General features: G+C 72.2%; 18 protein-coding genes, 1 tRNA gene and 1 pseudogene. 15 read left to right on the top strand and 5 right to left on the bottom strand.

The features are described 5' to 3' along the window. Together H5J33_RS06045 and H5J33_RS06040 are read right to left on the bottom strand one after the other, a co-directional pair. Positions 1-875: ALF repeat-containing protein (locus H5J33_RS06045; protein ID WP_181793726.1), on the bottom strand; the 875-nt coding region annotated here is incomplete at its 3' end. A 762-nt stretch (positions 876-1,637) separates the two neighbouring features. Next, positions 1,638-2,366 carry a hypothetical protein gene (locus H5J33_RS06040; protein ID WP_181793725.1) on the bottom strand — a complete coding sequence of 243 codons (729 nt, stop codon included), beginning with the start codon at positions 2,364-2,366 and terminating at the stop codon, positions 1,638-1,640. Between the two features lie 262 nt (positions 2,367-2,628). Here H5J33_RS06040 and proB point away from each other — a divergent pair, with 262 nt between their 5' ends. From proB to H5J33_RS06015, 5 genes are all read left to right on the top strand, one after another. Then, a complete protein-coding gene (proB, locus tag H5J33_RS06035; RefSeq protein WP_181793727.1) occupies positions 2,629-3,735 on the top strand; it encodes a glutamate 5-kinase in 1,107 nt (368 codons plus the stop codon). 187 nt (positions 3,736-3,922) lie between these two features. Further along, on the top strand, positions 3,923-4,348 hold the full coding sequence (locus H5J33_RS06030; protein ID WP_181793724.1) for a hypothetical protein: 426 nt from the start codon (positions 3,923-3,925) through the stop codon (positions 4,346-4,348). A 116-nt stretch (positions 4,349-4,464) separates the two neighbouring features. Continuing rightward, positions 4,465-5,751: a glutamate-5-semialdehyde dehydrogenase gene (locus H5J33_RS06025; protein WP_181793723.1), complete on the top strand. Its 1,287-nt coding sequence runs from the start codon at positions 4,465-4,467 to the stop codon at positions 5,749-5,751. 94 nt (positions 5,752-5,845) lie between these two features. After that, a complete protein-coding gene (locus tag H5J33_RS06020) occupies positions 5,846-6,439 on the top strand; it encodes a hypothetical protein (RefSeq protein ID WP_181793722.1) in 594 nt (197 codons plus the stop codon). Between the two features lie 97 nt (positions 6,440-6,536). After that, entirely contained in the window at positions 6,537-7,607 is a 1,071-nt protein-coding gene (locus H5J33_RS06015; protein WP_181793721.1) for a hypothetical protein, read from the top strand. Positions 7,608-8,021: 414 nt separating this feature from the next. Here H5J33_RS06015 and H5J33_RS06010 read toward each other — a convergent pair whose 3' ends face one another. Continuing rightward, the gene (locus tag H5J33_RS06010; protein WP_181793720.1) at positions 8,022-9,104 is read right to left on the bottom strand and encodes a M48 family metallopeptidase; all 1,083 of its coding nucleotides are present in this window, start codon (positions 9,102-9,104) and stop codon (positions 8,022-8,024) included. A gap of 103 nt (positions 9,105-9,207) precedes the next feature. On the opposite strand from H5J33_RS06010, the gene H5J33_RS06005 reads away from it, so the two are divergent. The 7 genes from H5J33_RS06005 to H5J33_RS05975 all read left to right on the top strand — a co-directional run bounded on the left by H5J33_RS06005 (position 9,208) and on the right by H5J33_RS05975 (position 13,658). Continuing rightward, positions 9,208-9,372 (top strand): hypothetical protein, encoded by a 165-nt coding sequence (locus H5J33_RS06005; RefSeq protein WP_181793719.1) that lies wholly within the window; start codon positions 9,208-9,210, stop codon positions 9,370-9,372. A 166-nt stretch (positions 9,373-9,538) separates the two neighbouring features. Beyond that, positions 9,539-9,703, top strand: coding sequence for a hypothetical protein (locus tag H5J33_RS06000; protein WP_181793718.1), 165 nt, complete (start codon positions 9,539-9,541; stop codon positions 9,701-9,703). A 55-nt stretch (positions 9,704-9,758) separates the two neighbouring features. After that, positions 9,759-10,445 (top strand): nicotinate-nucleotide adenylyltransferase, encoded by a 687-nt coding sequence (nadD, locus tag H5J33_RS05995; protein WP_181793717.1) that lies wholly within the window; start codon positions 9,759-9,761, stop codon positions 10,443-10,445. Positions 10,446-10,461: 16 nt separating this feature from the next. After that, positions 10,462-12,255 carry an LCP family protein gene (locus tag H5J33_RS05990; RefSeq protein ID WP_181793716.1) on the top strand — a complete coding sequence of 598 codons (1,794 nt, stop codon included), beginning with the start codon at positions 10,462-10,464 and terminating at the stop codon, positions 12,253-12,255. 125 nt (positions 12,256-12,380) lie between these two features. Continuing rightward, entirely contained in the window at positions 12,381-12,824 is a 444-nt protein-coding gene (gene rsfS / locus H5J33_RS05985; RefSeq protein ID WP_030777295.1) for a ribosome silencing factor, read from the top strand. Next, positions 12,824-13,492 (top strand): histidine phosphatase family protein, encoded by a 669-nt coding sequence (locus H5J33_RS05980; RefSeq protein WP_181793715.1) that lies wholly within the window; start codon positions 12,824-12,826, stop codon positions 13,490-13,492. Before rsfS ends, H5J33_RS05980 begins: the two co-directional genes overlap by 1 nt. A gap of 93 nt (positions 13,493-13,585) precedes the next feature. Beyond that, positions 13,586-13,658: transfer RNA gene (locus H5J33_RS05975), tRNA-Ala, on the top strand. A gap of 76 nt (positions 13,659-13,734) precedes the next feature. Here the strand turns inward: H5J33_RS05975 and H5J33_RS05970 are convergent. After that, on the bottom strand, positions 13,735-14,619 hold the full coding sequence (locus H5J33_RS05970; protein WP_181793714.1) for a helix-turn-helix transcriptional regulator: 885 nt from the start codon (positions 14,617-14,619) through the stop codon (positions 13,735-13,737). Positions 14,620-14,912: 293 nt separating this feature from the next. Between H5J33_RS05970 and H5J33_RS05965 the strand changes: the two genes are divergently transcribed. From H5J33_RS05965 to H5J33_RS05955, 3 genes are all read left to right on the top strand, one after another. Beyond that, positions 14,913-16,277, top strand: coding sequence for an MFS transporter (locus H5J33_RS05965; RefSeq protein ID WP_258564914.1), 1,365 nt, complete (start codon positions 14,913-14,915; stop codon positions 16,275-16,277). 69 nt (positions 16,278-16,346) lie between these two features. Beyond that, positions 16,347-16,520: a hypothetical protein gene (locus tag H5J33_RS05960; RefSeq protein WP_107058340.1), complete on the top strand. Its 174-nt coding sequence runs from the start codon at positions 16,347-16,349 to the stop codon at positions 16,518-16,520. Positions 16,521-16,523: 3 nt separating this feature from the next. Further along, positions 16,524-16,757: a hypothetical protein gene (locus tag H5J33_RS05955; protein WP_030653820.1), complete on the top strand. Its 234-nt coding sequence runs from the start codon at positions 16,524-16,526 to the stop codon at positions 16,755-16,757. Here H5J33_RS05955 and H5J33_RS05950 read toward each other — a convergent pair. Further along, positions 16,747-17,072 (bottom strand): annotated as a pseudogene (locus tag H5J33_RS05950) (hypothetical protein); the annotation flags it as partial. The gene H5J33_RS05955 and the pseudogene H5J33_RS05950 sit on opposite strands and share 11 nt — an antisense overlap.

Here is a 17,072-nt window from a genome sequence, read left to right as displayed (position 1 = left end):
TGGGCCTCGGCGGCGGCCTTCTCGGCGGCCTCCTTGGCCTTCGCCGCGGCTTCCGTGGCGCGGGCGGAGGCCTCCTCGGCCTCCTTCGTCTTCGCGTCGGCCCGCTTTCCCTCGCGCTCGACGACGGCGACCAGTTCCTCGATGGTCGCGGTCTCCTGGTCACGGGCGCGGGCGATGTGCTGGCCGGTCTCGAGGAACCACTCGACGTCCTCGGCCGTGCCGGACAGTGCCCGGGAGGCGTACTCCTTGACCTGCGGGCCCGCGTTGATGGTGAGCTTGGTGACCTCGAAGCGCATGTCCTCCAGGCGCGCCGTGTGCTGGCCGTCCAGGAGGAACTGCTCCAGCGCCTCCTGGGTGCCGGTGCTCAGGGCCGTGTTGCCGTCGCGGTTCACGGCCTTGCCGCCCGTCGCCATCACCGTGGTGGTCGCGACGCGCAGGTCCTCCAGGATCGCGCTGTGGAAACCACCGTCGAGGAAGGCGGTGATGGCGGTGTCCCCGCTGCCCAGCGCCGCGGAGGCCTCCCGCCGTATGCCCGTGCCGCCGCCCGCCAGGGAGGTGACGACGGCGACCCGGTTGTCCTCCGCCGTGACCTTGGGCAGCTCCTCCGTCAGGAAGGTCTGGATGTCGGCGTCGGTACCGCTCAGCGCGTGCTCCGCGGCTGCGCGGGTGGCGGGACCGCCCAGCAGCCAGGCCTGCACGGCCTTCGCCCGGTCGGTGTCGGGCAGGTTCAGCGGGTCACCGTCGTCGGTGTCGGCGGGAGGGGTGTCGGCCCAGGCTGCCACGGGGTTGAGGACGAGGCTCGACGTGGCCGCGACTGCCGTCGTCGCCGCCAGGGCGCCGAGCACCCGGCGTCTGCTCCAGTAGGTGGTGTCCAAAGCGGTCCTTCGCTGTCGGTGCCTGACGTCTGCGCACGGCGATGTGAGGGCTCGCCAGGCGGGAGTGGGGGTCAGGCGTGGCCATGTCCGGCCAGCGGGGCGGAAGTTCACTAATTCGAACAAGAGCGCGACTGCGCGCCGCTGGATGTTACCCAGGTGAACGTTCTGTTGACCACCTGTGTTTGTTTGCAGGCGGGGAATAACTTCCCTGATATGGCCGGAAGGTGATGCAACCTCACAGGATCGGTGTGGCCCTTTTGGGCGTGCTCGATCGACTGTGCGGCGATTTAAGCGGCCATTTTTCGGCCAATGTTCGCCGCTGTGGCTGGTTTGAGTGGTCGATGCCGTAGCGAATTCGACACATGCCGCGACTTACCGGCGTGAAATACCGGTGAAAAGGGCGTGGTTGGCGCGGGGAACGGGAGCGGAGGCGATCGAACGGCGGGGCTGAGGTGGCCGGGCCGGGGCGAGGGGGCGTAGCGCCCGGAAGCAAGGGGCGGCGGGACGTACGGGGCCGATGGGGTGTACGGCGCCGGGGCGCGGACCGGTGGGCCGGGGCGGCCGGGTTGTGCGGGCCGGTGCGGTGTACGGCCGGTGTGTCCGGCTGGTGGGCCGGGACGGCCGAGTCTACGGGGCGCCGGGCGGGCCCGTGGGCCACGGCCCGGTGGGAGCCTCCCGTGGGTCACGGCCCGGGTGGGTGGGTCCCGTGGGTCATGGCCCGGTGGGACCGGGTCCCGGTCCCTTGGCCGGGACCCGGCCGGCTCAGGCCTTCAGGTCCTCCCGGTCGCCCATCACCACGACGGGGTGCGCCTTCGGGTCCAGCGTGCGCAGCAGGTACCGCATGTCCGACGCGGACTGGCTGACGCACGCCGAGGTCCCGCTGCCGTGGTCCACGTGCAGCCAGATGCTGCCGCCCTTCGACTGCCCCAGCGGCCGGGTCGGGTCGTTGGGCGCGGTGCCCCGCACGCGGTTGTAGTCGATGGCGATGACGTAGTCGAAGTCGTGCCAGGACGACTTCTTCCAGTAGTGGGGCGCCTGGAAGGCGGCGGACCTGGTGTAGGGCAGCCTGGCGTCCGGCGCGGCGTTCACCCCGCCCGCGTCGGTCAGCGTGAACACGCCCACCGGGCTGCGCTGGTCCCCCTCGTGATGGTTCGTCGTCCAGCCCCTGCGGCCGTTGTGCCCGGACCAGGAACGCTCCTGCTTCCACACCGAGCCGTGCTTGTCGAAGAGGGCGATGACCGAGTCGGGGGAGTCCTTCCCCGCGCCGTACACGACGACCGCCTGACGGGAGCCGGCCGGCACCCGGTCCCACAGCCGGTCCCCGACACCGGGGATCCGCTTCGACTGGGGGGGCCGCGGCTGTGCGTCGTCCGTCCGGGCGTGAGCGGACGGCTTGCCGTGGTCCGAACTCCCGCACCCGGCGAGAGACATGACGGCCATCGCAGTACAGACCGCGCCCATGGCGGCACGTTTCGAACCCATTTGACGCATGGGCGCCATGGTCTCAGACCGCGCCGGACCGGCGGCCGCGGCCCCCCGGCGGTTCCGCGCCGAGAACGCGGTGCCTCCATGGTGCCGTACGGTGCCGGAACGGCCACGCTGCGCGACCGTACGCCCTGTCGGCGGGCGGGCACACCGCTGTCCATCCACCGGACCCGGGCGCACCATCCACACGGCTTCGCGTAGATTGCCGGAACAGGCAGCCGGACAGCGCGAGGGGACGGAAGGCACCGTGGCAAGGGCAAGGCAGGCCGTGGGCGAGGCCCGCAGGATCGTCGTCAAGGTGGGTTCGTCGTCACTGACCACCGCCGAGGGCGGTCTGGACGCCGACCGTGTGGACGCCCTCGTGGACGTCCTCGCCAAGAGCCGCGGCGGGGGCGAGCGGGAGATCGTCCTGGTCTCCTCCGGTGCCATCGCCGCCGGCCTCGCCCCGCTCGGCCTGCGCCGCCGCCCCAAGGACCTCGCCCGCCAGCAGGCCGCCGCCAGCGTCGGCCAGGGTCTGCTCGTCGCCCGCTACACCGCCTCCTTCGCCCGCTACGGCGTCCGCGTCGGCCAGGTCCTGCTCACCAGCGACGACATGAGCCGCCGCGCCCACCACCGCAACGCCTCCCGCACCCTCGACGAACTGCTCGCGATGGGCGCCTTCCCGATCGTCAACGAGAACGACACGGTCGCCACCGACGAGATCCGCTTCGGCGACAACGACCGCCTGGCCGCGCTCGTCGCCCACCTCGTCCACGCCGACCTGCTCGTCCTCCTCTCCGACGTCGACGGCGTCTACGACGGCGACCCCAGCCGGCCCGGCACCTCCCGGATAGCCGAGGTGCGCGGCCCGCAGGACCTCGCGGGCGTCGAGATCGGCAGCGCGGGCAAGGCCGGCGTGGGCACCGGCGGCATGGTCACCAAGGTGGAGGCCGCGCGGATCGCCGCCGCCGCCGGCATCCCGGTGGTGCTCACCAGCGCCGTGCACGCGGCCGAGGCACTGGCCGGCGGTGACACCGGCACCTACTTCCACCCCACCGGCAAGCGCTCCGCCGAGCGGCTCCTGTGGCTCCAGCACGCCTCCACCCCGCAGGGCGCCCTGACCCTGGACGACGGTGCGGTGGACGCGGTCGTGAACGGGCGCAAGTCGCTGCTGCCCGCCGGGATCGCCGCCGTGGAGGGCGAGTTCAGCGCCGGCGACCCCGTCGAACTGCGGGACGCGCGGGGCCGCGCGGTGGCCCGGGGGCTCGTCAACTTCGACGCCAAGGAGATCCCCCTGCTGATCGGGCGTTCGACACGTGAGCTGGCGCGCGAGCTGGGCGCCGCGTACGAACGCGAGGTCGTACACAGGGACGACCTGGTGCTCCTGCACGCCTGACGCTCGCAAAACCACTCGTAAAGCGGAGCGTACGGAACGCCCCCGGTGGGGGACGTTCCGTAAAACCCCCACACGAAGCCCTGCGGCCTGCTCAACTTTGTCTCGGGAACATGTTGAAGGAAACACGTTCCGTCAAGAGGCCAAGCGAGCCATGCGGCCTTGCCGGCCATGCGTGAAGGAGGCCGTCGTGAGACGAGTGCGCCCGGGGGCGGCGTCCCGCGGTGCTCTGACGAGCGTCGCGGCCGGGGACACCTACGAGGAACCCAGGGACCTGCCCAGACTGTGGCACGTCACCCTGAGCGTCTCCGGCGAGAAGGTCCCGCTGCCGGAACTGCGGCGGGCCCTGGAACAGCTCGCCCACGACCACCCCTTCCTGCTGACCAGCAGATACGCGACCGACCACGCCGAGATCCGGTACTGGGAAGAGGCCCGCGACCTGCACGACGCCGCCGCGGTGGCGCTGCGCCTGTGGGGCGAGCACCGGCAGACCGCCGGCCTGCCGGCCTGGGAGATCGTCGGCCTGGAGGTCATCGACCGGGAGACCTACCACCACCGCATCGCCGAGGGCTACGGTCCGCCCCCGGCGGCACCGGTGGGCGTCCACCCGTTCTGAGGTGTCCGAGGAGGGGCGCGGGGGAGGGGCCCGTGGGAGGGGTTCACCCCTTTTGGGGTGTCTCGGGGTGTGGGACGACCGCTGAACAGCGGCGCCCCGCGCACTACCCTTCCCCCATGACCACGCTCTCGCCGTACGACTCGATGTCCCCGGTCACCCAGGCCGCCTACCGGGCCAAGGCCGCCGCCGCCGACCTCGCGCCGCTCCCGCGCGCCGTGAAGGACGACGCGCTGCTCGCCATCGCCGACGCCCTGGAGGTCCGGACCGCCGAGATCGTCGAGGCGAACGCCAAGGACGTGGCCAAGGCCAGGGACAACGGCACCAGCGAGGCCATCGTCGACCGGCTCACCCTCACCCCCGAGCGGGTCCGCGCCATCGCCTGCGACGTCCGCGACGTGGCCAAGCTGCCCGACCCGGTCGGCGAGGTCGTCCGCGGCTCCACCCTCCCCAACGGCATCGACCTGCGCCAGGTCCGCGTGCCGCTCGGCGTGGTCGGCATCATCTACGAGGCCCGCCCGAACGTGACCGTCGACGCGGCGGCCCTGTGCCTGAAGTCCGGCAACGCCGTCCTGCTGCGCGGCTCCGCCTCCGCCTACGAGTCCAACACCGCCCTCGTCCGCGTGATCCGCGACGCCGTCGGCGGCGCCGGGCTCCCCGCCGACGCCGTCCAGCTCGTGCCCGGCGAGAGCCGCGACTCCGTCCGCGAGCTGATGCGCGCCCGCGGCCTGGTCGACGTGCTCATCCCGCGCGGCGGCGCCTCCCTGATCCAGACCGTGGTCAACGAGTCCACGGTCCCCGTGATCGAGACCGGCACCGGCAACTGCCACGTCTACGTCGACGCCCAGGCCGACATCGACACGGCCATCGAGATCCTGATCAACTCCAAGGCCCAGCGGGTCAGCGTCTGCAACGCCGCCGAGACCCTCCTCGTCCACCAGGACATCGCCCCCGAGTTCCTGCCCCGCGCCCTGGACGCCCTCGCCGAGGCCGGGGTCACCGTCCACGCCGACGACCGGGTCATGGCCTACGCCAAGGACTCCAAGGTCACCGCGGTCGAGGCCACCCCCGAGGACTGGGAGACCGAGTACCTCTCCTACGACATCGCCGCCGCGGTGGTCGACTCGCTGGACAAGGCCGTCGAGCACATCCGGCTGTGGACCTCCGGCCACACCGAGGCCATCGTCACCACCTCCCAGCAGGCCGCCCGCCGCTTCACCCAGCTGGTCGACTCCACCACCGTCGCCGTGAACGCCTCCACCCGCTTCACCGACGGCGGCCAGTTCGGCTTCGGCGCCGAGATCGGCATCTCCACCCAGAAGCTGCACGCCCGCGGCCCGATGGGGCTGCCGGAGCTGACCAGCACGAAGTACATCGTCACCGGCGACGGGCACGTACGCCGCTGAGGTTCACCCGTCCGGCCGAGCGCACCCGGGCCCCGGGGAACCCGGCCGAAAGGCGTCCCACCAGGCAGACGAATTTCCATACCGTCTGCCCAAATTGACCCCCCAGGTCTACTCTGGATCCGTGCCGGAGGACGTGGGGGGTACGCCGTTCCCTGACGGCTGGGAGCCCGACGACGACCACGACCACGGGGTGTCGGACGAAGAGTTCGCCTCCGTGGTCTTCGACGAGGCCTTCGTACGGGCGGCCACGGTCCATGAACCGTCCGCCGTCGAACGCCTCCTGGCCGCCGCCCAGGCCAGAGCCGAGGCCTCCGAGGCGGAGGCCCGCCGCGCCCACGCCCGGGGCGAGCGCTACGACGACGGCTACGGCCCCGGAACCGCCGGATTCGGTCAAGATCATGACGATGACGGGCCGGACGACGCCTACGTCCTCGGCGACGGCCCCCACGGCCCGTACGGCAAGCACGTCCGCTGGCACCGTCCCGTCGCCTGGGTCCTGGCCGTCGTGATGGGCATCGGCATGGTCGCCCTGGCCTTCGCCGCCGTCTACCGGGGAGGCTCCTCGGGCACCCGCGACCGGGTCCCCGCGCCCGCCTCGACCGGCGTCGGCAAGGACACCGCCTCCGCTCCCGCCGCCTCCGAGGACCATCCCCGGCCCGCCGTCTCGGCCGTCCCGCACTCCCCCTGAGCGCCCTCCGAGCGCCCGCCCGCGCCTGTTGAGAACCTGTCAGAAGTTGTCGTCGGCCGGGCGTTTACCCGGGGCCCGCCGAACCTACTCTGAAGGTATGGGCGGGCCTGGAGACCCACCGGAGGGGACACCCGAGGGCGGCCCCGGCGGTGCGGAGGACGAATACCGATCCGTCGTCTTCGACGAGTCGTTCGTCCGTGCTGCCCGGCTCCAGGAGTCCTCCGCCGCGGAGCGGATGGCCGACCACGCGCCCGCCGTACGCCGCCGCCCGCCCCTGCGCCGCGGACTCACCCGGCAGATCCTGATCCTCGCCGTGCTGATCGCCGTCGCCTTCGGCACCGCCGTCTACATGGGCGTCCGCCACCCCTACGGCTCCACGCCGGTCCGCCGGTCCGTGGAGGCGCTGCGGATGACGGTCGTCCCGCTCGCCCCGCACGGCAAGGTGCCCGGCGCCGCCGACCCCGAGCGGCTGTTCACGCACAGCCCCGCCGCCCCCTTCGGCATCGGCGCCGAGGGCATTCCGCTGCCGGCCTCGCGCCGCACCGCCCACTTCTCCGACAGCCAGGTGGTGAGCGCCCTCACCGCCGTCAAGGACTACATCGTCCGCTCCTCCCTCCACCCCGAGGTGCTGGCCGGCCAGGAGGTGCGCCCCGTCCGCGCGCTGGTCGACTCCGGGCAGCTCGACCAGTTCGACCGGAGCGTGGCCCACCCCGCCGCGGACGGGCGGCACGCCTCCACGGGCTGGATGGTCCGCATCGACCCCGCGCGAGCCCGGCTGGCCGACGACCGGATCCGTGTCTTCGGCACCCTGAAGGTCACCGAGGCCGACGCGGCGACGCTCAAGGTCTCCGCCGACCACACCTTCGTGTACGCCCTGCGCCCCGCCGGCGCCGCCCCGCGCACCCCCGCGTCCCTCTTCACGGTCCGCCGCGAACTGACGTTCCACCTCGACCGCGACGACCTGCGCACCCGCCAGGTCCAGCTGATCGCGTCCTACGTCCAGGCGGGCCCCCTCGCCTGCGCCGAGGACGCCTCGGCCTACCTGCGCCCCCTCCTGGCCGGCCAGGCGGCCGGAACGGACGGCCCCGCGGCCACCAACCCCTACGACACGGACAGCCCGGCATCCCTCTGCGGAACACTGTCCACGGGAGCCCAGCCGAGCGTGTGAACCCCACCGACGGGCTCTCGTGAGGAGTGCCGGACGGGCTCCGGGAGGGTTGCGGGTAGCGACCGGGCGAGGGCTGCCGGCCCCGGCCCGGCGAGGGGTGCCGGACGGGCTCCGGAAGGTCCGTCGGCCGCGAGTCGGTGACAGGTGCGGTCGCTCTCCGGGGCGGGTGCGGGTCGCGGCTCGGCCAGGAGGGCGGACGCGCTCCGGGAGGGTTGCCCGCCGGCCGGCTCGTGTGAGGGATGCCGGACGCCCTCCGCGAGAGTTGCGGGCCGTGCTCCCGGAGGGTGCCGGCCAGGGGTGTGGATGCGCTCTGGGGAGGGCCGCCGGTCTGTGGCCCTGCGGTGGCTGTCGGCCGGGACCCGTGGGGTCCGCCGGACGTGCTCCGGAAGGGGCCGGCGGGCCGGAAGGCCGGGGCTACGCGTCCGTGCCCGGGGTGTCCCCGGCCGCCGGCGGAGGGCTCCGGAAGCCGTCGAAACCGCGCCGGACCCGGCCGCCCAGGTCGCCCGCGCCGCCCGCCAGGTCGGTGACCAGCTTCATCAACGGGTCCTTGGAGCTCTTCACATCGCTCGCGTAGCCGGCCGCCGACTCGCGGAAGGAATCGCTGACGGAGGTGTCCTTGTCCTCGTCGCGCCGTGGGTAGTGGCCGTCCATGATCCGCTGGTAGTCCCGCGACTCGGCCCACTTCTTCAGCTCGGCGGCCCGCACGGTGGTGAACGGGTGGGAGCGGGGCAGCACGTTCAGGATCTTCAGCACGGAGTCGCGCAGGTCACCACCGGAGTCGTACTCCTCGGCCTGCTCCAGGAACGCGTCCACGTTCATCTCGTGCAGGTGGTTGCCGCCCGCTATCTTCATCAGGCCCCGCATCGAGGCCCGCACGTCCTGGCCCACCAGCAGGCCCGCCCGGTCGGCGGACAGCTCCGACTTGCGGAACCACTCCCGCAGCGCCGTGACGATCGCCGTGACCGCGAGATTCCCGAGCGGGATCCACGCGACCTTCACCGCGAGGCTGGTCAGGAACAGCAGGACCGTGCGGTACACCGAGTGCCCGGACAGCGCGTGCCCCACCTCGTGCCCGATGACCGCCCGCATCTCCTCCTCGTCGAGCAGTTCCACCAGCCCCGTGCCGACCACGATGATCGGCTCGTCCAGGCCGACGCACATCGCGCTCGGCCGCGGGTCCTGCGTGACGTACATCGGCGGGACCTTCTCCAGGTCCAGGATGTAACAGGCGTCCAGCAGCATGTCGTGCAGGTGGGAGAACTGCCGCTCGGAGACCCGTACCGAGTCGGATAGGAACAGCAGCCTCAGGCTCCGCTCCGGCAGCAGCCCGCTGAGCGCCTTGAACACGGTGTCGAACCCGCTCAGCCTGCGCAGCGCGACCAGGGCCGATCGGTCCGCCGGGTGCTCGTACGCACGCGAGGAGATCCCCGGGAAACGCCTGCGCTGCCTGCCGGGCAACCGCTCCTGCCCCGTCTGCTGCCGGCCGTCGTCGGACATGTCTTCCCCCATGTACGTGTCAGTGCCCACTGCGCCCCCGAGGCGGGACCCAGCCTAGGCGGAGATACCGTGGACAGGCAGCACACCCGAAGGAGTCCCCGCCATGGAGCACCACCCCGCAGCCGCCCGGCTGACCGAGGCCGCCACGAGCGCCGTCCAGCAGCACGGGTCGGGCAACCTGCTCCGTATCGTGCTGGTCGTGATGGTCGTCGGCTGTGCGCTGACCGCCTGGTTCCTGCTGAGCGGCTACAAGCGCAAGGACGACTGACGCGCGCCGGAAGTTCCCCGTCCGTCCACGGCGGACGGTCTTCGCCGGGGCCGGCCGCCGGTGCCCCGGGTCCCCAACGGCGGAGTCGGCGTGATCGCCGCACGGCCGCCCGCTTACGATGAGCCGACATCTTTATTCCGCCCACACGCGATAGGTCCTGCCGAAGATGAGCTTCCACAGCGCCGCAGCCCAGTTGGTCACCCTTGCCGCCGAAGGCGGGGAGCACGGCGGAAACCACAACAGCCTGAACCCGGCCGTCACCGGCGGCAGCGCCCTGATCATCCTGCTCCTGCTGCTGTGGATCACCACGCGCTTCAACCGCGACCGCTGAGCGGGGACCCGTCCCCGGCCGGACGTTCGAGGCCGGGCCGGTAGGGTCTGCACGCATGGGAGAGCAGGACATGCCTACCGGTCCGGCGCGTGAGACGGCCGGCGACCCGGTGAAGCACCCGCAGTACGGACCGGGCCACGCCCCCGCCCACACGGGCAAGCGGCGCCTGGGCGTCATGGGCGGGACATTCGACCCGATCCACCACGGGCACCTGGTGGCGGCCAGCGAGGTCGCCGCGCAGTTCCACCTGGACGAGGTGGTCTTCGTCCCCACCGGCGAGCCGTGGCAGAAGTCGCACCGCAACGTGTCCCCGGCCGAGGACCGCTACCTGATGACGGTCATCGCGACCGCCGAGAACCCGCAGTTCTCCGTCAGCCGTATCGACATCGACCGCGGCGGGCCCACCTACACCGTCGACACCCTGCGCGACCTGCGCGCCCTCAACCCGGACACCGACCTCTTCTTCATCACCGGCGCCGACGCCCTCGCCCAGCTGCTGACCTGGCACAACTCCGAGGAACTGTTCTCCTACGCGCACTTCATCGGCGTCACCCGCCCCGGCCACCACCTGACCGACCCGGGCCTGCCGGAAGGCGGCGTCTCGCTGGTCGAGGTGCCGGCCCTCGCCATCTCCTCCACGGACTGCCGCGCGCGAGTCGCCAAGGGCGACCCCATCTGGTACATGGTCCCGGACGGAGTCGTGCGCTACATCGACAAGCGCGAGCTGTACCGCGGCGAGTGAGCCGAGAGGGGCACCGGTGAACGACCGATACGACGCGGGTGACACGGGCTACGGCGCCGTTCCGTACGAAATCGTCGGCTACGACGAGTACGGCCGGCCCGTGTACCGGCAGGTACCGGCCGAGCAGGCTCCCCAGGCCCAGCAGGCGGCCTACGACCCGTACGCCCAGCAGCAGGGCTACGGCTACGACCCCTACACCACCGGCCAGCAGCCGCCGGCCTCCCCCTACGCCCCCGGCCACCAGCAGCCCGCCTACGACTCCTACACCGGCTACGACGCCTACGGCTCCCAGGCCCCGTACGACCCGTACGCCACCGGCACCGCACCCCAGGACGCCGGCGGCTACGACCCCTACGGGCAGGCCGCGAGCGGTGACCGGCAGCCCCTTGTCGCCGAGCAGACCGCCTACATCCCGCAGCAGGCCGGCCCCGCGGAGGGCACCCCGGCCACGCAGGACGGTCCGGTCGCGCAGGACGGTCCGGTCGCGCGGGACGGCACGGCCGCCGAGGCGACCGGGCCCGGGCCGGCCGGAGCGGATTACCGCACCGAACAGTTCGCCTTCGTCGAGGAGCCGGACGGTGACTCCGAGGACGTCATCGACTGGCTGAAGTTCACCGAGAACCGCACCGAGCGCCGCGAGGAGGCCCGCCGCCGCGCCCGCAGCCGGCTCATCGCCCTGCTCGTCGTCCTCGCCGTCGTCGCGGCCGGCGGGGTCGGCTACCTCTGGTACGCCGGAAAGCTGCCCGGCCTGTCCTCCGGGAGCCGGGGCGGCACCGCCGCCCCGGTCACCGCGCAGAAACGCGATGTGCTCGTCGTCCACCTGCACAACACCGTCAAGGGCGGCACCTCCACGGCCCTGCTGGTCGACAACACCACCACCAAGCAGGGCACCACGGTCCTGCTGCCCAACTCCCTGGCCCTGACCGACGACGACGGCTCCACCACGACCCTCGCCAAGTCCGTGGACGACGACGACACCTCCGGCACCCGCGACCAGCTCGACACCGTCCTCGGCACCAGCCTCCAGGGCAGCTGGCGGCTCGACACGCCCTACCTGCAGAACCTCGTCGACCTCGTCGGCAACATCGAGATCGACACCGACACCGACGTGCCCGACCCGGACGCCAAGAAGAAGGGCGCCGCCCCGCTCGTCCACAAGGGCCAGGACCAGACCCTCAGCGGCAAGATGGCCGTCGCCTACGCGACCTACCGCGCCCCGGGCGAGTCGGAGAACGCCCAGTTGCAGCGGTTCGGCCAGGTCATGCAGGGCGTGCTGCGCAAGATGTCCTCCGACCCGGCCTCCGCCACCACCACCGTGCAGACACTCGCGCAGATCCTCGATCCGCCGCTCACCGACAAGGACCTCGGCACCTTCCTCGCCAGGCTCGCCGACCTGGCCAAGAGCGGCGACTACAAGACCGCCCTGCTGCCCGTACGGCCCGACGGCACGCTCAGCGCCGAGACCAGCGACAGCGTGGTGAAGGACATCCTCGGCGGCACCGCGAAGAGCCCCGACGCCGGCACCGCGGTCAGGGTCTCCGTCCAGAACGCCACCGGTGTGAAGGACGACACGGAGAAGGCCCGCGTCGTGCTCCTCAACGGCGGCTTCACCTTCCTGGAGGGCGGCAGCGCCTCCGGCACCGAGGCCGCCTCGAAGGTGACCTACGAGGACGCCGCCGACCAGGCGAAGGCCGCCGAGGTCGCCAAGACCCTCGGGCTGCCCGCCGGCTCCGTGACCAAGGGCACCGTCTCCTCGGGCGCCGACGTCTCGGTGGTCCTCGGCCGCGACTACAAGCCGTCCCCGTCCTGACCCCGGGCCGCGCTCCCCGGCGGAGCGCGGCCCGCGCGCCCCACGTGCCGCCGTAATCCCGTGGGGCGCGCCGGGCGGTCCGTGAGACCCTTGAGGGCAAAAGACCGCCGACGGAAAGCCATGTAGTGACCGCCACCGACCGTTCCCTTGAGCTCATCAACACCGCCGCCCAGGCGGCGGCCGACAAGCTCGCCCACGACGTCATCGCCTACGACGTGAGCGACGTACTGTCGATCACGGACGCCTTCCTGCTCGCGTCCGCGCCGAACGACCGCCAGGTCAAGGCCATCGTCGACGAGATCGAGGAGCGCCTGCAGAAGGAACTCGGCGCCAAGCCGGTCCGCCGTGAAGGCGACCGCGAGGCCCGCTGGGTCCTGCTCGACTACGTCGACATCGTCGTGCACGTCCAGCACAGCGAGGAGCGGGTCTTCTACGCCCTGGAGCGGCTGTGGAAGGACTGCCCCGAGATCGAGCTGCCCGCCGACGCCAAGGCCACCCGCGGCAAGGCCGAGGAGCACGCCAGGCTGCAGGCCGCCGAGGCCGACCAGGAGCCGGGCGGGGAGTGGTGATGAGCGCCACGGGTGAGGTGACCGACCGCACGGGCCGGGGCCGCCGCATCATCCTGTGGCGACACGGCCAGACCTCCTGGAACGTCGAGCGGCGCTTCCAGGGCACCACGGACGTCGAGCTGACCGAGACGGGCCTTGGCCAGGCCCGTCGCGCCGCCCGGCTGCTCGCCTCCCTGCGGCCCGACGCCATCGTCTCGTCGGACCTGCGGCGGGCGGCGCGCACGGCCGCCGAGCTGGCCGCCCTCACCGGCCTCGAGGTCACCCGCGAGGAGGGCCTGCGCGAGACCTACGCGGGCGTCTGGCAGGGGCTGACGCACGAGGAGATCATCGCCCGCCACGGCGAGGAGTACGCCGCCTGGAAGCGCGGGGAAGCGGTCCGCCGCGGCGGCGGCGAACTGGAGACCGAGGTCGCCGACCGCGCCGCCCCCGTCGTGCTGCGGCACGCCGAGAAGCTGCCCGAGGACGGCACCCTCGTCGTCGTCAGCCACGGCGGCACCATCCGCACCACCATCGGCCGGCTCCTCGGCCTGGAGGCCCGGCACTGGGAGAGCCTCGGCGGCCTCTCCAACTGCTGCTGGTCCGTGCTCGGCGAGGGCGCCCGCGGCTGGCGCCTGCTGGAGCACAACGCGGGCACCCTTCCGGAGCCCGTCCTCGGCGACGACGACTGACCGTCCCCGGCCCCCCCGGACCCGGATTTCACTTTCCGGCAGGTCACAGGCTAAAGTTCTTCTTGTTCGCCCCGCCGAGCGGGAAGAACACCAGGGGCTATAGCTCAGTTGGTAGAGCGCCTGCATGGCATGCAGGAGGTCAGGAGTTCAATTCTCCTTAGCTCCACTGATCGACACTCTGTTGAGTTGTCAAAGATCGGTGATGAGAATCCCGTCCCCGCCTGGGGGCGGGATTTTCGTGTTCAGCCGTGGACGACCTCCTTGTCCGCCGGCGGGAAGAGCCGCTCCCTTCCTTCCCGCAGCAACGCGATCTTCGCTCGCGCGTCCTCGTCGTCGGGGGTGTAGACGACGATCCGGCACTCGGGCATCCCGTCGATGGACAGCGACTGCGAGGTCATCCGCATCTCGCCGACCGCGGTGTGCCGGAAGGTCTTCACCCGGGGCCCCGGCGGCACCACCTCACAGCTCGCCCACAGCCTGGCGAACCAGGGGCTCGCCGCCGACAGCCCGCGTATGTAGTCCTCCCAGGCCGGCTCGCCCACGTGCCTGCCGTAGGAGGAGCGCAGCGTCGCCACCATCAGCGGCAGCTCCACCTCCCGGTTCACCAGCGGGCAGACACCCTCCGGCAGCGTGAACAGCGTCCACAGCACATTCGGCAGGCCCGTGCCGGCGGCACCGGCCGGCGGGACCAGGAACAGGTCGCGGTAGGCGGCGTTCGTGGCCAGGACGTCGTACCGCGCGTTGTAGACCACCGCCAGCATCGGGTCCAGGGCGTCGATGATGCCCTGCACCTCCGCGCCGACCCGCCGGCTCAGCCCCTCGGGGTCCGGCTGGAAAGGCACCTCCGCCAGCCGGTACAGGTGCTCCCGCTCCGGCGGGTCCAGCCGCAGTGTGCGCGCCACCGCGTCCAGCACCTGCGGCGAGGCGTTGATCGGCCGGCCCTGCTCCAGCCACGTGTACCAGGTCACGCCCACACCGGAGAGCTGCGCGACCTCCTCCCGGCGCAGCCCGGGGGTGCGCCGCCGCAGCCCCGGCGGCATCCCCACATCGGCCGGTGTGACCCTGGCCCGCCTGCTGCGCAGAAAGGCGGCCAGCTCCGGCCGTCGTCGCTGTGTCCTCGTCCCCATCGTCCAGCCCCCGTCGTCTCCGTCTCATCGTTCTTATCCGGGCCCGCTTCTGCCAGGTGCCGGCAGTACCAGCATCGGCGGGCACTCGGCACCCGTACCGGCCCGCCGTCACGCTCGACGCCATGACGACGACATCCCGGACCGGGCCGGGCGCCAGGCCCGGTCCGAACCCTGCGAACAGTGAACCACCCGCCACTGACAGTGACCTCGCGGTCGCCATCAGGGCGGAATCAACCGTCACGGACAGTGAACCACCCGGCACTGACAACCGGCCCCGCCTGCTGCTCGGTGTGCTGCTCGCCGCCCTGTTCATGGCGGTGCTGGACGTGTTCATCGTGAACGTCGCGGCGCCCTCGATCGGTTCCGGCCTGCACGCCTCGGGCGCCGACCTGCAGCTGGTGATCGCCGGCTACACGATCACCTACTCCGTGCTGCTGATCACCGGCGCCCGGCTCGGGGACCGGCTCGGCCACGGCCGGGTGCACCTCGCCGGGCTGGGCCTGTTCACCGCCGCCTCGCTCGCCTGCGGACTGGCCGGGGGCGCACCCGAGCTGATCGTGTTCCGGCTGGTCCAGGGCGCGGGCTCCGCGCTGATGACCCCGCAGGTGCTCAGTCTCATCCAGCGCACCTTCACCGGCGAGGCGCGGGCCCGGGCGCTCGGCGCCTACTCGGCGGTCCTGGCCGTCGGCGCGGCGGCCGGACAGGTCGTCGGCGGTGTGCTGGTCAGCGCCGACCTGTTCGGCACCGGCTGGCGGCCGGTGTTCCTGGTCAACGTGCCGGTGGGAACCGTGCTGTTCCTGTTGGGCCGCAGGGTCCTGCCACTGGGCGGCACGGCAGGGCGGGAGCGGGCGCGTGCTCTCGACCTGCCGGGCCTGGTGCTGCTCGGGTCCGCCGTGTCGCTGCTGACCGTGCCGCTGGTGCTCGGGCAGGAAGAGGACTGGCCGCTGTGGTCGTGGCTGTCGCTGGCCGGGGCGGCGGTGCTGTTCGCCGCGTTCTGCGGCTACGAGTCCCGGCTGGCCCGGCGGGGCGGCGCGCCGCTCATCACGCCTCGGGTGCTGCGGCACCCAGGTGTCGGGCGGGCCGTCTTCCGGATCCTCGCCGTCATGTCGGTCAACGCCGGTTTCCTCTTCGCGCTGACCCTGCACGTCCAGGGCGGCCTCGGCTACGGCGCCCTGCGGGCCGGGCTGGGCTTCGTACCGACCGCCGTCTTCTTCGGTGCCGTAAGCCTCACCTGGCGGAGGTGGCCGGCCGCCTGGCAGCGGGCGCTCACGCCGGCCGGGTTCACGCTCACCGCGGTGTCCGTCGCCGTCGTGGGACTCGCCTTCCACGGCGGCGGATCCGGAGGCGCGGTGCTGTACGCGGGGTACGCGGGCACGGGGGCCGGGCTGGCGCTCGCGTTCAGTCCGACGCTCACCGGGGCACTCGCCACGGTACGGCCGGAGGACGCGGCGGACGCCAGCGGCCTGCTGGCCACGGTCGCGCAACTCGGTCAGCTGATCGGCGTGGCGGCTTTCGGCACCCTGTTCCTGAACCGGATCGAGTCGTTCGGGGCCCCCGGGCCGTACACCTCCGCGGAGGCGTTCTCGGTGTGTGCCTGGGCGCTGGCCGGGACGGCCGCGGCGGGCGCCGTGTCCGGACTGGTACTGAAGCGTCGCTGACCGTATTGGTCCGGTCGTGGCAGAATCAAACGGCCGGAAGGGGGCGCGGCCCGACGGGAGGGAGTAGCGATGCCTGCGAGCATCCTTGAGGAGGTCGGCCACCTCCTCGGTGCGGCGTTGATACGGGATTCGATCACCCGGCTGAGCTGCCCTTCCTGCGGTTCCGCGCATGTGGCGCAGGTGCTCGGCGACAATGGCGGAATCTCGTACGTGTGCACGGCCTGCGGCCACACCTGGAGCTGATCGATGGGGGCACACCGGCGGAAGTGCGACTGGTGCGGGAGTGGTACGCCCATCGTCCGCGACATGGAGCCGATCAATCCCGACTACCAGTACTGGTGCGAGGAATGCGCGCGGGCGCTGATCATAAAAGGCGACCCCATCGAGACCTACCGGGAACTGGAAGGCGAGCCGATCTACGGCCGGCTCCTGGAGGAGCACTGCACGCTCAAGAGGTTCTACCAGTTCGTCACCGCTTGACGCGGACCTCGCCGGCCCCGGGGCCCGGCGAGGATCTCCGGGCCAGCGCGAGGAAGAGCGCACCGGTGACGCCGTAGCCGGCCGACAGCAGCAAGTGCGCCCCGCCCAGGTGGAGTTCCCGCCGCCCGGGCCCGTGCGGCACCCACCACGGGATGTACGACCAGAAGACCAGCAGGGTGCCCAGTGCCGCCGCCCGGTGCCCGCGTGTCCACAGCAGCAGCACCAGCGGCACGCACCACACCCAGTGGTGGGTCCATGAGACCGGGCTGACCAGCAGGGCGGTGACCGCGCAGGCGCACACCGCCCAGGGCCGCC

Source organism: Streptomyces sp. WELS2 (genome assembly GCF_013870595.1).
Lineage (GTDB): Bacteria > Actinomycetota > Actinomycetes > Streptomycetales > Streptomycetaceae > Streptomyces.
Note: the sequence above shows the minus strand (reverse complement) of the source record. Positions and strands in the feature narration are given on the sequence as shown.